Source organism: Psychromarinibacter halotolerans, assembly GCF_029168315.1.
In the GTDB taxonomy this organism is placed as follows: domain Bacteria; phylum Pseudomonadota; class Alphaproteobacteria; order Rhodobacterales; family Rhodobacteraceae; genus Psychromarinibacter; species Psychromarinibacter halotolerans.
In genome coordinates, this window is the sequence record NZ_JARGYD010000007.1 from 208,655 (window position 1) to 226,514 (window position 17,860).

Here is a 17,860-nt window from a genome sequence, read left to right on the forward strand (position 1 = left end):
GGGACCATGCCCGACCGTCATCGCGTACAGCCTCGGGCCGAGACATCCCAGAATTCAAAGCTGCCGTCGCGCTGCCGCACGGCGACCTGATCGTGCAGGTTGCTGACGGGGCAGACGTGGTTCGGCAGGATCAGGACCTTTTCACCGATGCGCGGCGCGGGCAGATCCGGGTCGAGCGTGACCATGCCATGCTCTTCGGTCAGCCGCTCGATCACCGCTTCGGGGTAGTCGACCAGCAGCCCGTGGCCCTTGTTCGGCGCCGCCACCGGATCGCTGGTCAGCGTCTTGGTGCCGCAATCCAGAACGAAATGTCCGGGTTTCGGCGTGCTGATGACCGTCGCCAGAACGTGTAGCGCGCAGTCTTCCAGACTGGCCGCCCCTGCCGCCACCGTGTTGCGGTCGTGATAGATGTAGGTCCCCACCCGCAGCTGATCGACGATGCCAAGCTCGTGCTGGTGGAACGCTTTCGGGGTGCCGCCACCGGAAAACACCGGCAGGCCGAACCCGGCTGCATCCAGCAGCGGTTTCACTTCCTTCAGAAAGGCGACCGAGTTTTCATTCGACGGATAGGTCATCAGGCCCGCGAACCGCAGCCCGTCGGTATCGCTGATCATCTCGGCCAGTTCATAGGCCTCTTTCGGCGTCACGACGCCGGTGCGCCCCATGCCGCTGTCGAACTCGACCAGAACGCCGATCTCTGCCCCGGACATCTCGGCGGCCTCGCGCAGCGTATCGACGGCGCAGATGCTGTCGGCGGCAACGGTGAACTTCGCCTTGCCCGCGATCGCGGCAAGGCGGCGCGCCTTTTCCATGCCGATCATCGGATAGGAAATCAGGATGTTCTCGCAGCCCGCGTCCAGCATGACCTCTGCCTCGGTCAGCTTCTGGCACACCAGCCCTTCGGCCCCCAACGCAAGCTGGCGCTTGGCCATCTCGACGATCTTGTGCGTCTTGATATGGGGCCACAGCTTGATCCCGTGCGTGTCGCAGTAGTCCTGCATCCGCTTCAGGTTGGCGTCGACCTTGGCAAGGTCGACGACAGGCACGGGGGTTTCGAGTTCGTTCAGGCTCACGCGTTGATCTCCGGTAGACGGCCGCCGGTGGCGACGTCGAACAGGTGCAGGTGGCCGGTGCGTGGCATCACGTTCAGGCTGGACCCGTCCTCGATTGCAGTCCGTTCACGGAACATCACCGTCGAGTCGATGCCGCCGATGCTGCCGTAGACGTAGGTGTCAGTGCCGGTCTGCTCTACGATATTCGCGTCAAAGGCGAAACCACCCGAAGGAACGATGTCGAGGTGTTCCGGCCGGATGCCGACCAGCACCTTACCAGCCTCGGCGACCTTGTAGCTTGCGGGTACCGGAACCGACCCGGCGCCGCTGTCCAGCACAAGCATGCCGTCCGTGCAGGTGGCGGGCATCATGTTCATCGAAGGCGAGCCGATGAACTTGGCGACGAACACCGTTTCGGGCTTGTCGAACAGGTCCAGCGGCGTGCCGATCTGTTCGATCCGGCCCGCATTCATGACCACGATGCGGTCGGCCAGCGTCATCGCCTCGATCTGGTCGTGGGTCACGTAGATCGAGGTCGTGCCGACCTTGTTGTGCAGCGCCTTGATCTCGGTCCGCATCTGCACGCGCAGCTGCGCGTCGAGGTTGGACAGCGGCTCGTCATACAGGAACAGCGAGGGCTCGCGCACGATGGCGCGGCCCATCGCCACCCGTTGCCGCTGCCCGCCGGAAAGCTGTTTCGGGAAGCGGTCGAGATACGGGGAGAGGTTCAGGATCTCGGCCGCCCAGCCAATTTTCCGGTCGATGGCAGCGGCATCTTCGCCGCGCAACTTCGGCCCGTAGGCGATGTTTTCGCGGACATTCAGATGGGGGAACAGGGCGTAGGACTGGAACACCATCGCGATGTTCCGTTTCTGCGGCGGGGTGTCGTTGCACTTCTTGCCAGAGATGAAGACCTCGCCGTCGGTGATCTCTTCTAGCCCGGCGATCATCCGCAGCAGTGTGGACTTGCCACAGCCGGACGGGCCGACCAGCACCACGAACTCGCCCTCGGGGATGACAAGGTCCAGCGCCTGCAGGACCTCTTGCTGGCCATAGCTTTTGCTGACCCGCACCATGCGAAGATCGGCCATGTCACACGTCCTCCAGTGTCAGTTCGCGCGCCATCTGGTGGTTGCCGGCCATCAGGCCGCCGTCGATCGGAAGCATCGCACCCGAGATGAACGCGGCATCGTCCGACGCCAGAAAGGCGATGGGCTTCGCGATGTCCTCGGGCGACGCGACGCGGCCCAGCGGATACCAGCGTTTCAGGCCATCCATCACGTCCGGCTTCTTCGCCAGCCGCGCGTCCCAAGCGGGGGTGCGGACGGTGCCCGGGCAGACGATGTTGGCGCGGATGTTATATTCGCCGTACTCGGTCGCCATCGTCCGGGTGTAGGACAGCAGCGCCGACTTGGCCGCGCTGTAGCCGGGCTGCCCGAAGGTGGCGAGCCCGTTGACCGACCCCACCACGACGATCGAACCGCCGGTTTTCTTCAGCATGTCGATGCAGGCGTGAACCGTGTTGAACTGGCCCGCCATGTTGTCCGCGATCTCGGTGCGGAACGCCTCGGGCGTGGACTTGTCCAGCGTTGTCGACGCACCGCCGGTATTGGCGTTCGCCACCACGATGCTGACCGGGCCCAGCTCGGCCACCGCCTTGTCGACGGCCGCCTTGACGGCGTCCGCGTCGCGGATGTCGGCGGCGGCGGCGGCGACCGGATGACCGTCGGCCTTATAGGCGTCGACGGCGGCCTGCACTGCGTCTTCCTTGATGTCCATCACGATGACCTTCGCGCCCTCGGCAAGGAAATCCTTCACCACGGCCGTTCCGATGCCACCCACCGCGCCGGTCACCAGCGCAACTTTTCCGTCCAGTCGTTTCACCTGAGCTGTCCCATCATATCGCGGCCAGGGCACGGCCAATCCGGTCAAGCCCGGACTGCCGCATGTGGCCATAGTTATAGAAAGCGAAGCCATCGACGCCCGCATCGGCAAAGCCGGCGACCGTCGCTGCAAATGTACCCTCGTCACGGTGCTCGGCCGAGGTGGGGCGCAGCACGACGCGCATGTCGGAATGCCCGATGTGCTGCGAGACCATCGCGTGATCGACCAGCGCGGCCTTGCTGTAGAAGCAGACCTCCAGCCCGTCGCAGGCCTTGTCGATCCCGGCAAGGTCACTGCCTTCCATCCACGACAGGGCCAGCGGCTGATTGACCGACGGAATGATGTGCACGGTGGCGTCCTTGCGCACGCCCCCGCGGATCTCGGCGACCAGCGAGGTGACGATCTCGTTGCGCATCCGGATGTAGGCGGCAAGCTCGGGATCCAGCAGCAGATCGTTTTCCAGCCATAGGCGGTCCGTTGCCGGGTCGGTCTCTTCAGCGGCGGACAGGGCCGATTCGATCCGCGTCTTCACCCGCGCCTCAAGCGCCTCGACATCGATGCCTGCGGCTTGTGCAACTTTTTTGCAATTTGCGCAAAAACACAGCCCGAGATAAAATTCGCACCGGGGAGAATCGCCGATCAATGCGAATTCGTGGTGGTACCCGTGGCGGTACGGAAGCCATCCCGGCGTCTCCAGCGACAGCCCCGCGATGTCGTACGAGTCGGCAATATCGGCGCACAGCGTGACCGCGTATTCCCGCACTTCGGGGGCCGATGGGCACAGGCTGTAGTGCAGCGGATCGCCATAGACGTTGCGGGTCACCGCTTCGGGATGCAGCGCCCCGATCCGGCTGTTGTGGAGCAACACGGTCCAAGCCTGAACCGTCAGCCCGCCGTGATCGCACATGCGCCCCATGACGTCGTCAGACTGCGCCAATTCGCCGATTACAGGTTTGATTTTACCATATTTCCCAGGATTCACGCGGCAGTGCGCGACGCCGTCTTCGGGGAAATAAACCTTGCCGGACGTGCCCTTGGGGCGAATGAATTTGCCCGCGTGGTACGACGCGGCCACGGCGACGGTATTCACGCCGATCCCGGCCATTTCATCAACGAAGGCGTCCGGTCCCGCATCCACGAGATCCCATGTGTAGGCGTACATCGCGCGGTAGGGCGCTGGTTCGGCCATAGCTTTCCGTCCTGTTGTCATCGCGGTCTCGGTGGCCGCTTTGACAACGAGGCTAGCCATGAAAATCGATTTGCGCAAATCCAGAAATTTTCTTGACGGATTTGCGAAAGCGTTCCTACCGTTCCTTCATAACAAGAATACCACAAACCAAATCCAACCGGGAGAAACTCATGAAAACCGATTTCCAGATCCGCTCCGGAAGCGCGCGGACCAGCCTGATGGCGGGCGCCGCGGCGCTGGGCCTGATGGCGGCTGCCGCCGACGCCGGCACCGTTCGGGTCACCATCCCCGAGTACAGCTCGAACACCCTGCCCTACTTCGAGCAAGCCGCAGAAGCCTTCATGGCCGAGAACCCCGACACCACGATCGAACTGGAAATGGTGCCGTGGACCGCGCTGCAGCAGAAGCTGGTCACCGACATCTCGGGCGGCGTAAACTCGGACCTCGCCGTGATCGGCACTCGCTGGATTCTCGACTATGCCGAACTGGGTGTGATCGAGCCGCTGGACGATTACATCACCGAGGAATTCTCGTCGCGCTTCTTCGAAGTGTTCCTGACCCCTTCGGTCATCGACGGCACCAACTACGGTCTGCCGATCGCCGCCTCGGCCCGCGCGATGTTCTACAACAAGGACATCCTGTCGGCCGCCGGCTATGACGAGCCGCCCGCGACCTGGGAAGAGCTGATGGAGGTGTCCGCCGCCATCACCGAAAGCTCGGCCGACGACGTCTATGCCTATGGCCTGCAGGGCAAAAGCACCGAGACCGACGTTTATTTCTACTATCCGATGTGGTCCTACGGCGGCACCATCCTGACCGAGGACGGCAAGTCCAACGTCAACACCGAAGCCGGCCTGACTGCGCTGACGATGTACAAGGAAATGATCGACAACGGCTACACCCAGCCGGGCGTCGTCGATTATGCCCGTGCCGACATCGAGACCCTGTTCAAGCAGGGCAAGCTGGGCATGATCATCACCGGCCCCTTCGTGTCGAAGCAGATTCAGGAACAGTCGCCCGACCTGAACTATGGCCTCGCCAAGGTTCCGGAAGGCACCAACTTCGCGACCTATGGCGTGACCGACTCGATCGTCATGTTCGAGAACTCGGAAGTGAAGGAAGAAGCCTGGGCGTTCCTCGACTTCCTGTTCTCGAACGAGCAGCGCGTGAAGTTCGACGAGGCTGAAGGCTTCCTGCCGGTGAACCGCTTCGAAGCGGAACAGCCCCAGTTCGCCGACAACGAGGACCTGAAGGTCTTCACCTCGCTGCTGGCCGACGCCCACTTCGCCCCGCTCGTGGGCGGCTGGGAAGAGATCGCGGACGCGACCCTGACCAATCTTCAGGCGGTGTACCTGGGCCAGGCCGAACCGGCCGACGCCCTCGCCGAGATCGAAGCTGCCGTGAACGGCATCCTCGACTGATCCCCTGACTGCGGGGCCCTGTTTCGGCAGGGTCCCGCGCTTTTTGGTTCTCCAGACCGGACAGGACGCGACTAACGATGGTTGCCGAAACCCAGACCATGACCCCCGGGCGGGCGCAGTCCCGCGCCGCCTTCATCATGGCACCGTATCTGATGATCGGGCCGGGGCTGATCCTCGCGTGCTTCATCATCCTTTATCCCTTCTACGCCCTGATCAATACGTCCCTGCGCGAAGTGAATCGCTTCGGGATGATCACGGACCTGAACAACTTCGAAAACTTCTCCGAGGTCTTCTCGGACCCGCTGTTCCACGCGGCGATCTGGCGCTCGATCATCTGGACCGGCTCGGTCGTGGGCGGCACGCTGCTGATCTCGGTGGTGACCGCGCTGATCCTGCACCGCCAGTTCTATGGCCGCGCCATCGCGCGGGTGATCATCATGCTGCCGTGGTCGGTGTCGCTGTCGCTATTGGCGGTGGTCTGGCGCTGGGCGCTGAACGCCGAAAGCGGCCTTCTGAACCACTCGCTGATGCAGATGGGCCTGATCGACGCGCCGGTCGTCTGGCTGGGCAACGGGACCATCGCCTTCACGGTCGAGATCTTCATCGGCATCCTCGTATCGATCCCGTTCACCACGACGATCCTGCTGGGCGGCTTGTCCGCGATGCCGCAGGACATCTACGAGGCCGCCACGATGGAGGGCGCCACGCCGTGGCACCAGTTCCGCACCATCACCATGCCGCTGATGCGGCCCTTCGTGAACATCGCGGTCGTGCTGAACATGATCAACGTGTTCAACAGCTTCCCGATCATCTGGATTCTGACGGAAGGCGGGCCGGCCAACTCGACCGACATCCTTGTGACGTACCTGTACAAGATCGCCTTCAAGTACGGGAAGCTGGGCGAGGCTTCGGTCGTGTCCCTGCTGATGGTCATCTTCCTGCTGATCTGTTCGATCATCTACCTTCGCCTCATCTCGCGGGAGCAGACCTATGGCAGCTAAGACCGTGGACCCAATGGTGCGCCGCTCGTTCCTGATGTGGCTGGCACTGGCGCCGCTGCTGATCTGCAACCTGTTTCCGTTCGCGGTGATGATCTCGACCGCGCTGACGCCGGAACAGGACATCTACGCGCAGGGCACGCAGTGGATCCCGGAAACCTTCACGTGGCGCAACTTCGTCGACATGTGGGAAACCGTCGGCTTCGGCGGGGCGCTGGTAAACTCGCTGATCGTGGGCTTCATTACCACGGTGATGACGATCCTTGTCGCCGTGCCCGCCGCCTATGCGATGGCACGGCGGCCGTTCAAGGGGATGCAGGCGTTCCGGATCTTCCTGCTGATCACCCAGATGTTCTCGCCCGTGGTTCTGGTGATCGGGCTGTTCACCCTGATCGTCGGGCTGGGGCTGCTGGACTCGCTGGTGGCGCTCTCGGTTCTGTACTGCTGCTTCCACATCGCGGTGGCGATCTGGATGCTGCAAAGCTACTTCGCCTCGATCCCGATCGAACTGGAACATGCCTCGTGGCTGGAAGGCGCCAGCAAGGCCTATACCCTGCGCAAGGTGTTCCTGCCGCTGGCCGCACCCGCGATGGCGGTGGTCGCGCTGTTCACCTTCATCGGCGCGTGGAACGAATACGCGCTGGCACTGGCCCTGATCCGGTCGTCTGAAACCTACACCCTGCCGCTGAAGATCGCGGCACTGACGGGCGGTCGCTATCAGATCGAATGGCACCATGTCATGGCCGCGACCTTCGTGGCGACCATCCCCGTCTCGATCATCTTCATCTGGCTCCAGCGCCACCTGATCGCCGGCCTTTCCGGCGGCGCGGTCAAGGGCTGAGCCGAAACCAACCCTCTGAGAAAGAAGAAAAGAGGACAGCATGACCAAGGTCATCGAACATTTCACCAACCCCGGCGCCACCGGGACCCCGCCGCTTAGCCCCGCGGTCCGTGCGGGCGATTACGTCTTCATCTCGGGTCAGGTGCCCGCCGGCGCCGATGGTGCCATCGTCGGACACGAGATCATCGGCCAGACCACCCAGGTGATGAAGAACATCGAGGCCGCGCTGGCGCTGGCCGGTTGCACGATGGACGACGTGTGCAAGACCACGGTCTGGCTGGATGACGCCCGCGACTTCGGCAAGTTCAACACCACCTACGGTTCGTTCTTCAAGAACGGCTTCCCGGCCCGCACCACCTGCGAAAGCCGACTGATGGCGAATATCCTCGTCGAGGTCGAAGCCGTCGCCTACAAGCCGCTCTGATTCGGGCGCGGACCCGCACCGGGACCACGGATAAGAACAAGGACACGACCATGACGGCGCAAGCCAAGACGTATGATCTGGTGCTGAAGGGCGGCCATCTGGTCGACGAACGGAACGGGATCGACGGTGTCACCGACATCGCGATCAAGGCGGGCAAGGTCGCCGCTGTGGGCAAGGACCTTGACCCGCAGGGCGCGCCCGTCCGCGACGTCTCGGGCTGCTATGTCAGCCCGGGGCTCATCGACATCCACACGCATGTCTATCACAAGGCGACGTCGCTGGGCATCGACCCCGACTTCATCTCTCGCCGGTCGGCGACCACGACGCTGGTCGACGCGGGCAGCGCGGGCGCGGGCAACTACGACGGCCTACGCGACTTCGTGATGAAGCAGTCGCCGTACAATATCCTCGCCTTCCTGAACGTATCCTTCCCGGGCATCTTCGGCTTCGACAAAGACGTACAGATCGGCGAGGCCACGCTGGCAGAGATGCTGCCGGTGCACCGCTGCGTGCAGAAGATCGAGGAAAACCGCGACCGGATCGTCGGGGTCAAGGTCCGCATCGGCGGCCCCGTCACCGGCAAGTTCGGTCTTGGCGCGCTGGAACTGGCACTAGAGGCGGCGAACGCCGTCGACCTGCCGCTGATGACCCATATCGGCGGCCCGCCCCCGTCCTACGCCGACGTCGTGTCGATGCTGCGGCCCGGCGATATCCTGACCCATTGCTATCGGCCCGAGCCGAACAGCGCGATCACCGAGAACGGGGAAATCCTGCCCGAGATCCTCGCGGCCCGCGAACGCGGCGTGCTGTTCGACATCGCGCACGGCATGGGCGCTTTCGGCTATGAAAGCGCCGAGGTCGCGCTGCGACACGATTTCAAGCCCGACCTGATTTCGTCCGACGTGCACATCGTCGCGATCGAGGGCCCGGCCTTTGACCTGCTGCACACCATGTCCAAGCTGCTGAACTGCGGCCTGACCGTTGCCGAAACGCTGGCGCGGTCGTCGAACCGTCCGGCGCTGGCGATCAACCGGCCAGAGCTGGGGCATCTTGGCGTCGGCGCGGTGGCCGACATCACCGTGCTTCAGGTGAACGAGGCGAAGATCACCTTCGAGGACGTGCGCGGCATCCGGCGCGACGGCGACAAGCTGTTCTACCCCGTGGCCGTCTACATGGCTGGGCGCGAGTCCGAGATCGCGCGGCGCCCGTTCGAGGAAGGCAACTACGTGATGCAGCCCTGCCGCTGTGGCGGCCACTGACATGGGCTTCGTGCCGAAGATCGAGATCTGCGTGGAAGGCATCGACGAGGCGGTTCTTGCCGCCGAGGCCGGTGCCGACCGCGTCGAACTGTGCACCGCGCTGTCCGAGGGCGGGCTGACCGCGTCGCCCGGCCTTCTGCGCGAGGCTGCGGCGCGGGTGAAGGACGCGAAGGTCATGGCCATCGTGCGTCCGCGCAAGGGCGATTTCCTTTATACCGACGCCGAGTACGCCGTGATGTTGGGCGACGTCGCCGCGATCCGCGACGCCGGGCTGCCGGGGATGGTCTGCGGCTGCCTGAACGCTGACGGCACCATCGACGCGCCGCGCATGGCCGAACTGGTCCGCGCCGCCGGTCCGATGGAAGTCACCTGCCACCGTGCCTTCGACATGACGCCCGATCCGTACAAGGCGCTGGACGCCCTGATCCGGTGCGGTGTCACCCGTGTTCTGACCAGCGGCCAGACCGCCGATGCGCGCAACGGGCTGGACCTGTTGCGCGGCCTGATCCGGCATGCCGCCGGTCGGATCGAGATCCTTGTCTGCGGGCAGCTTTCGCCGTCCGAGATCGACCCGAACGACGAAGACCTGACCGGCTACGAGTTCCATTTCGCGGACGCCACGGTCGAACCGGGGCCGATGGAATACCGTAACCCGGATGTGTTCATGGGCACCGACGCCGGGGACGCCGAATACGAACGCCGGGTGATCGACCCCGCGCGGCTTGCGGCCAAGATACGGCAAAGCCGGGGGCTGTGATCCCGGCTCCCGTCCCGGAACCGACTGCCGTTTACGACTGATTCACGCCGGTGTGCCATTCCTTCCCCCGACCGAGAAACGGCCGGGAAGGGCAGAATGTCCATCCAGATCATCAATACCAGCATCTCGACGACCGCCGCGGGCGATCACGCCATCGACGTGACGTCCGCCGGTGACGTCGTGCTGGTCCAGGCGGATCGCGTCGCCGCAGCCAGCGGTGCCGGTGCGCGCGGGATCTACGCCACGGCGGGCAGCGTCGATGTCACCGTCAGCGGCACCGTCGCCGCGCAATTGGCCGAAGCGATCCTGCTGGCATCCGACGACAACTCGGTCACCATCGGCATCAACGGGACCGTCCTGTCCGGCGCCGCAGCGGGGGTCGCCTTTTCCGGGGTCGGAAACCAGCTGACGAACGACGGCATCATCCAGTCGGGCAGTTTCGGACTGTGGGTCACCGGGTCGGGCATGTTCGTCAACAACGGCGCGATCACGGCGGTCGGACCGGGCGCCCTGCTGCAGGATTTCGCGAATTCGACGCTGGTCAACGCCGGCACCATCAACGCCGACCTTCCCGGCGTGCGGCTGGGCGGCGACGGAAGCTTGGTCCAGAATTCGGGCACCGTGATCAGCGCCGACTATGCCGTCGATTTCTCGGACAGCGATCCCGGCGCCCGTAACACACTGACGAACAGTGGGTTTCTGTCCGGACAGTCGGGCGCTTTTCTGGGCGGTGACGCCGATGACACTGTCCGCACCGGCGGCGTGATGGGCGGCGTGATCGACACCGGCGGCGGCGCGGACGAGGTTCTGGTCACCGGCGGGCTTGTCGATGGCGACATCCGCACGGGACCGGGCGCCGACGTGGTGCGGCTGACCGGCGGCACCGTCGCCGGATCGGTCGATGCGGGCGACGGGGCCGATACCCTTGACCTGCGCGGCGGGACCGTGGCCGGACCTGTCAGCGGTGGCGACGGCGGCGACCTGTACATCACCGGCGGCGCCGGGGTCACCATTTCCGAACAGTCGGGCGGCGGGCACGATACGGTGCACAGCAGCGTCGATCATGTACTCGCCGACCATGTCGAGGATCTGGTGCTGACCGGCGGTTCGGACCTGTCGGGCGCGGGCACCGACTGGCAGAACGTCATCGCGGGCAACGCCGGCAACAACCGGCTGGACGGTCAGGGATCCAGGGACACGATCGCGGGCGGCGCTGGGAACGACATCATCGACAGCGGGCGCGGCAACGACATCGTCGATGCCGAAGCAGGCGACGACCGTGTTGCGGGGCGCGCCGGGAATGACAATCTGACCGGCGGCGAGGGCGACGATTTGCTGTTCGGCGGCATCGGTCGGGACAACCTGTTCGGCGACGACGGCGATGACACGCTGAAGGGCGGCGGCGGGCAGGACGACATGACTGGCGGCGCGGGGCCGGATGTCTTCGTCTTCTCCCGCGTGACCGACAGCCTTCCCGGCACCGAAGACGTCATCACCGATTTCACCCCGGGCGAAGATCTGCTCGACTTCGGCGGGCTGGTGCAGGGCCAACTCGTGCTATCACTGCTGGGCAGCTACACGCCCGGCCAGCCGTCGCTGCGGACCAGTGAAACCCTTGGCGGCGACACGCTGCTGTGGGCCGACGCGGACGGCGACGGATCGGTCGACATGCGTGTTGTCCTGACCGGGATGACCGGCTTGGGCGAAAGCGATTTCCTGCTTTAACCGTCGCGATAGACCCGGCCCATCAGGATCGGCGTCAGGAACATCGGCACCTGATAACAGCCGATGAAGATCAGGATCGGATCGGTGGTCGCGGCGGGCAACGCCACGAGGAACAGCGCGACGTTCCGGTTTCCCGCCACGATGCAGGCGCCCGGCGGCAGGCCCGCCGCCCGCGCGGCAAACTGCAATCCGAAGTTCAGCACGCAGGCCAGCGCCAGCCAGCCCAGCACGCGCATCGGGTCCCCGGCCAACGCCGGGACCACCGCCGACATCAGCCCGGTCACCAGCACCGCCAGTGCGATGGCCAGCACCCCGTCGAGCACGCCGATGACCTCGACCGAGGGGTCTGGGAAAAACCGCCGGCGCAGCGCAAAGGCCGCGGCGGCGGCGGCCACGATCACCGCAATCAGCCTCAGCGCCGCGCCCGCGACCTCGGCCGGGCCGCCCAGCGCGGGCGACAGCCACAGAACGGGCAAGACCGTCAGCGGAAACAGCGCGGTGCCGAGGATCAGCAACCGCATCGCGGGGGCCGGGTCTCGGCCCAGCATGACGGCGAAGGCCGGGCTGCCCGCGATGGACGGCGCCGACAGCGCCAGCGTCAGGGCAAGCCCGACCGGGGTGTCGGCAATGCCCGCCACGATCATCGCAACCACGCCCGCGACGGGAACCGCGACCTGCATCGCCAGCACGCGGCCAAGGCTGGCCCGGGCGTCGCCCAGGTTGCCCACCGCCGCCCGCATCCCGATGCGCAGCGCGCTAAGAAAAATCAGCCCCGCCACCAGCCACGGCAGCCCGGGCCGGATCGCCGCCGAAAGCCCCGGCAACGCCAGCCCCGCCGCCAGCCCGGCGATCAGGGCCAGCCGTCCGTGGCGACCGATCCAGCGCAGAAGGTCTGCGATCACGCCGCCTGCCCCCCGCGTGGCCGAACCGACATGACCGCCCGGATCACCGCGACGCCGTCCCGGAAGACGCGTAGCGGGCCGGGGAATAGGGCGACAGGTCGATGTTCGGCTGCCGTCCCTGGATCATCTGCGCCAGAACCCGCCCGGTCTTCGGACCGCCCGTCAGGCCAATGTGGTGATGACCGAACCCGGTAAAGACGCCCTTGGCGCCCGGCACTTCTCCGATCACGGGGATCGAATCCGCGGGCGCGGGGCGGTGTCCCATCCAGCGCGTCACCTTTTCCTGCGTCAGTCCGGGAAGCGCCGCCGCGACGTTCTTTTGCAGCAACTCGAAGGGCGCGGCGCTGGGGCCGGCGTCCAGCCCGCCGAACTCGACGATGCCTGCGGCGCGGATGCGGCCTTCCATCGGGGTGATGACGAACTTGCCGCCCGCCACCATCACCGGGGACCGGGGCGTGATCGAGGGGTTCCAGAATTCCATGTGATAGCCGCGCTCGGATTCCAGCGGCACCTTCAAGCCCAGCGCCTTGGTCAGCGGCCCTGACCACACGCCCGTCGCCACGACCGCCGCATCGCACGGGATCGTATCGCCCCCGGCGCGCAGGCCGGTGACACGGCCGCCTTCGATCACGAAATCCTCGACGTCCGCCTTCAGGATACGCCCGCCCGCCGCCTCGACCTCGGCGGCAAGGTCCTTCACGTAGCGACCGGGGTCGGCGATCCGCCCGTGGTCCGGCAGCCGCACCGCGAAGCCCAGATGATCCGCGAAGGCCGGGTCATAGGCCCGGAACGCGGGACCTTCGAGTTCCTCCCAACTGTATCCGTTCTCGCGCCGCAGGCCCCAGCCAAAGGCGTCCGCCTCGAACGCGGCGCGGTCGTCGTAGATGAAGACATAGTCGGACGGGACCAGCCATTTTCCGGCCGGCGTGCCCTTGGCCAGCGACAAATGCTCGGCATAGCTGTCGCCCACCACGCCCGCGACCGCCGAGGCGATCCGCCGTGCCTCGGCGGCGGTGGCGTGGGTCATGTACCGCGCCAGCCACGGTAGAAGCCTTGGCACATAGCCCCACTTCATGAACAGCGGCTGCTTGGGGTCGAACAGCATCTTCGGCGCCTTGCGCATCAGGCCCGGCCCGGTGATCGGAACGATACCCGCGGATGCCAGTACGCCGCCGTTGCCGTAGCTTGTTCCCTCGGCCGGTCCGGCCCGGTCGATCAGCGTGACCTCATGCCCGTCGCGCTGCAGCCACAGCGCGGTGGACACGCCCACGATCCCTGCTCCGACGATTGCGACCTTCACCATGCGTCCCCTTCCCCAAGTCCCGGTCCGCCGATGGCGCGACCGCTACAGAAAGGGGTACGCGTTCGCGCCGCCGTCGGCCAGTACCGTGCGCCCGGTGATGTTCGCGGCAAGGCTGGAGGCAAGGAAAGCGCACAGCGCTCCGACCTCGGCGGGTTCCGAGAATCGCCGCGTCGGCAGGCTGGCCAGCCGCGCGGCGCGCACCTCTGCCACGCTCTGACCGGTTTCCCGCGCGCGGCGTTCGACGAAGTGCTGCAGACCGGCGGTGTCCACCGGCCCCGGCGCGATGCAGTTCACGGTGATGCCATCGGCGGCGACCTCTTGCGCAAGACTTGCGGCCATGTGTGTCAGCGTTGCCCGCACCGCACCGGACAGGCCCAGCGCCGCACCGCTTGCGAAGACCCCGGACGAGGTGATGTTGACCACCCGCCCCCAGCCCGCCGCCCGCATCCCCGGCAGGAAGGCCCCGATCAGCGCCATCGTCTGCGCCGGAACCGAGCGGGTCGCGTCCATCACGGTTGCAGCGTCGGTCAGCGACCCCGCCGGGCTGACGCCGGGATTGGTCACAAGGATATCGACCGGCCCCGCCGCGTCGAGCAGCCGCGGCTCGACCCCATCCTCGCCAAGGTCGGCAACGACGCCGCGCGCGCCCGGAACCTGTGTCACGGCGGCGTCAAGGCGGCCGGGATCGCGGGCGACCATGATCACCTCGCACCCCTCGGCCGCCAGCACCTGCGCACAGCCGAAGCCGATACCCGCCGACGCGCCGCAGACCAGCGCCCGGCGTCCTGCTATTCCCAGATCCATCAGGCGACCGCCGCGAAGCCCGTGTCGAGCGCCTGCAGGATCGTGTCGGCCTCGGCTTCGGACAGGATCAGCGGGGGCGACAGGATCAGGTTGTTGCCCGACATCCGCACCATCGCACCGGTCTCGTAGGCGGTGCGCTGAACCTTGGCGATCGTGTCCTTGTCGATCGGCGTCTTCGCCGCGCGGTCCGACACCAGTTCCATCGCACACATCATGCCGTGCCCGCCACGGACGTCGCCGATCAGGTCGTACTTGTCCTTCAGCGCCTGAAGCCCGGCAAAGATCTGCGCCCCCCGCGCGGCGGCGTTGTCCTTGACCTGCAGCCGTTCGGTTTCCTTCAGGCAGGCGATGGCCGCCGCCGCGCCGACCGGGTGGCCAGAGTAGGTATAGCCCGATCCGATGGCGGCCCGACCGGAGGTGTCGGTCTCGAACACCTCGGCCACCGCGTCCGAGATCATCACGGCGCCGAACGGGAAGTAGCCGTTGGTGATCGCCTTGGCGGTGGTCATCATGTCCGGCTTTACGCCCCAGTGGCGCGAGCCCGACCAGTCGCCGGTGCGTCCGAAGCCGGTGATCACCTCGTCCGCGATCAGCAGGATGCCGTACCGGTCGCAAATCTCGCGCACGCCGGGCATGAAGCTTTCATGCGGCGGGATCACCCCGCCTGCGCCCAGCACCGGCTCCATGATGAAGGCGGCGATGGTATCGGCGCTTTGGAATTTGATCTCGTCCTCCAGCGCGGCAAGACACAGCTGCGCCAGCCTCTCGGGGTCGGTTTCGTTAAACGGGTTGCGATAGGGATACGGCGCCGGGATGTGATAGCAGCCGGGCATCAGCGGTTCGTACTGGGTGCGGAAGTTGGCGTTGCCGTTCACGCTGGCGCCCAGCGTGTGGGTGCCGTGATAGCCCTTCTTCAGCGACAGGTATTTCACCCGCCCCGCCTCGCCTCGCACCTTGTGGTACTGACGCGCCAGCCGCAGGGCGATCTCGACCGAGTCGCCGCCGCCCGAGGTATAGAACGCGCGGCCCATGCCGTCTTCGGCGAAGAACTGGCGCAGCATCCACGACAGCTCGATCGCGGCGTCGTTCGTGGTGCCCCGGAAGATCGAGTAATACGGCAGTCGGTCCAGCTGTTCGGCGATGGCGTCCTTCACAGGTTGGCAGGAATAGCCAAGGTTCACGTTCCACAGCCCGCCCACGCCGTCGACGGTGGAATGCCCGTCGACATCAGTGATCCGGCAGCCTTCGCCTGCCACGATGATGTCGGGCGGGTTCGCTTGGCAATCCGCCGGGTGCGCCATCGGGTGCCACAGGTGGCGGGCGTTGTTTTCCTTCAGAAAGTTCATGTCTTTCATGGGGCTCTCCCTTACGTTTCGGCCGCCCACTTGGCGGCATGTTCCGGCGGCATCTGGCCGCCCAGCGCCCGCGTCGCCCGCACCGCGCCGTCACACAGCGCAGGCAGGATCGCGGTCATCTTCTCTTCGGTTGCGCGCACGGCGGGAATGGCCACCGACAGCGCGCCCACGACCTCGCCCAAGGCGCCGAACACCGGCACGCCCTGCGAACTGACTTCCTCGTCGAAGGCCCGGTCCAGCCGGGCGACTCCCGTGGCGCGCACCTTGTCCAGCAGCGACCGCACCGCATCCGCGTCCGTCAGCGTGCGCTGCGTGATCCCCGGCAAGCCGGCCTCCAGCACCCGTGACACGAAAGCGTCGGGCGCGAAGGCCATCACCGCCAGACCGGACGAGGTCGCGTGAAGCGGCAGCATCTCGGCCTCGTCGAAATGGACCTGCGTGCCGTGGCCCAGCGGGTCGGCGTGGACCACGGGCGACAGCATCTCTCCCTGCAGGACCGAGGCATGGACCAGTTCGCCCACCGCGTCCGCCAGATCGCGCACCACGGGGCGCAGCACGGACCGCATCGGATAGGTCGCCTCGCGTACCCCGGACAGACGCAGAATCGCCGGACCAAGCCCGTAGGCCCGAGTCTCGGGGTTCTGCTGAAGGAAGCCGTTTTCCTCCAGCTCTGTCAGGTGCCGGTGCACCGTCGCCTTGTCCCGCCCCGACAGCTTCACGAACTCGCTCAGTCCGATCTCGGGCCGCTTGCGAGAGAAAAAGTTCAGCAAATCAATAGCTTTGGTGATCGTGCCCATGAAAGTTCCCAGTCTGCCCGGCATTTGCGCGCCGGCGGCTTCACAGAAACGTTGACAGAAATCCGGCAGGCGGGCAATATTTTTTGATACCACAGGTTCAAATAATGAACCGATTCAACAGGAGGTGCAGATGCACAAGATTGTAGCCACCAGCGCGGTCGCGCTGTCCTTGGCCCTGCCCGTGACCGCGCCGACGGCGGCGCAGGCCGAATACCCCGAACAGCCCGTCGAATTCGTCGTGCCCTTCCCGCCCGGCGACCTTGAGGACGTGCTGACCCGGATGATCGCCGAACAGTTTCAGGAAACCTACGGCGTCCCCGCCGCCGTGGTGAACAAGCCCGGCGGCGGCGGCGGTCCGTTCCCAGGTGCGGCCGAGGTCGCGATGGCTGGCTCTGACGGCTACACCATCGGGTCTTTCGTGATCGGCGTGCCGCTGATCGGCCCCGAGGTCGGCATCCCGGCGCTGGACCCGAACCCGTTCGAACCCGTCGGCATCTTCCTGACTTACCCGTTCGTGATCGCCACCGCGGGCGACGCGCCCTATTCGACGATGGACGAACTGGCCAGCTACGCCGCCGAAAACGACGTGGCGCTGGGGCACTTCGGGTCCGTTCTGATCCCGACGCAGGTGACGCTGGCGCTGGCCGAAACGATGGGCTTCGATTACGGCTCTGACGCCGCGTTCGACGCGTTGGATTGCAACACGCTGGCGTCAGGCGACGCAGACGTGATCAACACGACGCTACAGCTGATCCTGCCCTGCCTTGACGACGTGAAGGTGCTGGCCTCGGTCGGCGCGGAACGCATCCCGCTGACGCCCGATGCCCCGACCGTGGGCGAACTTGCCCCCGAACTGGACATCGCGCTTTGGAACGGCCTGTTCGTTCACAAAGATACGCCCGCCGACGTGCGCGAGAAGATCGCCGCCGTCGCAGTCGAGGTGATCAACTCGGACGCCGCGAAAGAGCTGGCCGCGCAGACGGGCGCGCTGATCTATTGGCAGGACGAAGCCGCCTCGACCGCGCAGATCGAAAAGGATGCCACGACGCTTGGCACCGTGCTTGACCTGATCGACAACTGACCGCGGGGCGCCCCGGCTGCCACGGTCGGGGTGCCTGTCGCCTGTGCCGGGCGGGACCAGTTCCGCCC

The 17,860-nt window shown here is 65.8% G+C and carries 17 protein-coding genes; 8 read left to right on the top strand and 9 right to left on the bottom strand.

The features are described from left to right. Positions 1–17: 17 nt before the first annotated feature. The 4 genes from P1K30_RS17800 to P1K30_RS17815 are packed head-to-tail and all read right to left on the bottom strand — an operon-like array spanning position 18 to position 4,203. Positions 18–1,073 (bottom strand): alanine racemase, encoded by a 1,056-nt coding sequence (locus tag P1K30_RS17800; protein ID WP_275634112.1) that lies wholly within the window; start codon positions 1,071–1,073, stop codon positions 18–20. Next, positions 1,070–2,143, bottom strand: coding sequence for an ABC transporter ATP-binding protein (locus tag P1K30_RS17805; RefSeq protein ID WP_275634113.1), 1,074 nt, complete (start codon positions 2,141–2,143; stop codon positions 1,070–1,072). The genes P1K30_RS17800 and P1K30_RS17805 overlap by 4 nt, the downstream gene beginning before the upstream one ends. A gap of 1 nt (position 2,144) precedes the next feature. Further along, complete coding sequence (locus tag P1K30_RS17810; RefSeq protein WP_275634114.1) at positions 2,145–2,936, bottom strand: SDR family oxidoreductase; 792 nt, start codon at positions 2,934–2,936, stop codon at positions 2,145–2,147. A 13-nt stretch (positions 2,937–2,949) separates the two neighbouring features. Continuing rightward, a complete protein-coding gene (locus P1K30_RS17815; protein ID WP_275634115.1) occupies positions 2,950–4,203 on the bottom strand; it encodes a glycoside hydrolase family protein in 1,254 nt (417 codons plus the stop codon). A 92-nt stretch (positions 4,204–4,295) separates the two neighbouring features. Here P1K30_RS17815 and P1K30_RS17820 point away from each other — a divergent pair, with 92 nt between their 5' ends. The 7 genes from P1K30_RS17820 (at position 4,296) to P1K30_RS17850 (ending at position 11,550) form a co-directional block, all read left to right on the top strand. After that, a complete protein-coding gene (locus tag P1K30_RS17820; RefSeq protein ID WP_275634116.1) occupies positions 4,296–5,546 on the top strand; it encodes an ABC transporter substrate-binding protein in 1,251 nt (416 codons plus the stop codon). Between the two features lie 77 nt (positions 5,547–5,623). After that, entirely contained in the window at positions 5,624–6,547 is a 924-nt protein-coding gene (locus tag P1K30_RS17825; protein WP_275634117.1) for a carbohydrate ABC transporter permease, read from the top strand. Then, a complete protein-coding gene (locus P1K30_RS17830; RefSeq protein ID WP_275634118.1) occupies positions 6,537–7,385 on the top strand; it encodes a carbohydrate ABC transporter permease in 849 nt (282 codons plus the stop codon). The genes P1K30_RS17825 and P1K30_RS17830 overlap by 11 nt, the downstream gene beginning before the upstream one ends. Positions 7,386–7,425: 40 nt before the next feature. Then, positions 7,426–7,809, top strand: a complete 384-nt coding sequence (locus P1K30_RS17835) for a RidA family protein (RefSeq protein WP_275634119.1) — start codon at positions 7,426–7,428, stop codon at positions 7,807–7,809. A gap of 50 nt (positions 7,810–7,859) precedes the next feature. After that, positions 7,860–9,068 (top strand): amidohydrolase/deacetylase family metallohydrolase, encoded by a 1,209-nt coding sequence (locus tag P1K30_RS17840; protein WP_275634120.1) that lies wholly within the window; start codon positions 7,860–7,862, stop codon positions 9,066–9,068. Continuing rightward, entirely contained in the window at positions 9,055–9,825 is a 771-nt protein-coding gene (locus P1K30_RS17845) for a copper homeostasis protein CutC (protein WP_275634121.1), read from the top strand. The genes P1K30_RS17840 and P1K30_RS17845 overlap by 14 nt, the downstream gene beginning before the upstream one ends. Positions 9,826–9,921: 96 nt before the next feature. Then, positions 9,922–11,550 (top strand): calcium-binding protein, encoded by a 1,629-nt coding sequence (locus P1K30_RS17850; protein WP_275634122.1) that lies wholly within the window; start codon positions 9,922–9,924, stop codon positions 11,548–11,550. Here P1K30_RS17850 and P1K30_RS17855 read toward each other — a convergent pair. Genes P1K30_RS17855 through P1K30_RS17875 form a run of 5 tightly spaced genes read right to left on the bottom strand, consistent with a single transcriptional unit; the run spans position 11,547 to position 16,711 of the window. Then, the gene (locus P1K30_RS17855) at positions 11,547–12,452 is read right to left on the bottom strand and encodes a hypothetical protein (protein WP_338052384.1); all 906 of its coding nucleotides are present in this window, start codon (positions 12,450–12,452) and stop codon (positions 11,547–11,549) included. The genes P1K30_RS17850 and P1K30_RS17855 overlap by 4 nt on opposite strands. A 43-nt stretch (positions 12,453–12,495) precedes the next feature. Further along, the gene (locus tag P1K30_RS17860; protein ID WP_275634123.1) at positions 12,496–13,755 is read right to left on the bottom strand and encodes an NAD(P)/FAD-dependent oxidoreductase; all 1,260 of its coding nucleotides are present in this window, start codon (positions 13,753–13,755) and stop codon (positions 12,496–12,498) included. A gap of 42 nt (positions 13,756–13,797) precedes the next feature. Next, positions 13,798–14,559: an SDR family oxidoreductase gene (locus P1K30_RS17865; protein WP_275634124.1), complete on the bottom strand. Its 762-nt coding sequence runs from the start codon at positions 14,557–14,559 to the stop codon at positions 13,798–13,800. Next, positions 14,559–15,914: an aspartate aminotransferase family protein gene (locus tag P1K30_RS17870; protein WP_275634125.1), complete on the bottom strand. Its 1,356-nt coding sequence runs from the start codon at positions 15,912–15,914 to the stop codon at positions 14,559–14,561. The genes P1K30_RS17865 and P1K30_RS17870 overlap by 1 nt, the downstream gene beginning before the upstream one ends. A gap of 11 nt (positions 15,915–15,925) precedes the next feature. Then, positions 15,926–16,711, bottom strand: a complete 786-nt coding sequence (locus P1K30_RS17875) for an IclR family transcriptional regulator (protein ID WP_275634126.1) — start codon at positions 16,709–16,711, stop codon at positions 15,926–15,928. Positions 16,712–16,841: 130 nt separating this feature from the next. Here P1K30_RS17875 and P1K30_RS17880 point away from each other — a divergent pair, with 130 nt between their 5' ends. Beyond that, on the top strand, positions 16,842–17,792 hold the full coding sequence (locus P1K30_RS17880) for a tripartite tricarboxylate transporter substrate-binding protein (RefSeq protein WP_275634127.1): 951 nt from the start codon (positions 16,842–16,844) through the stop codon (positions 17,790–17,792). Positions 17,793–17,860 lie beyond the last annotated feature (68 nt).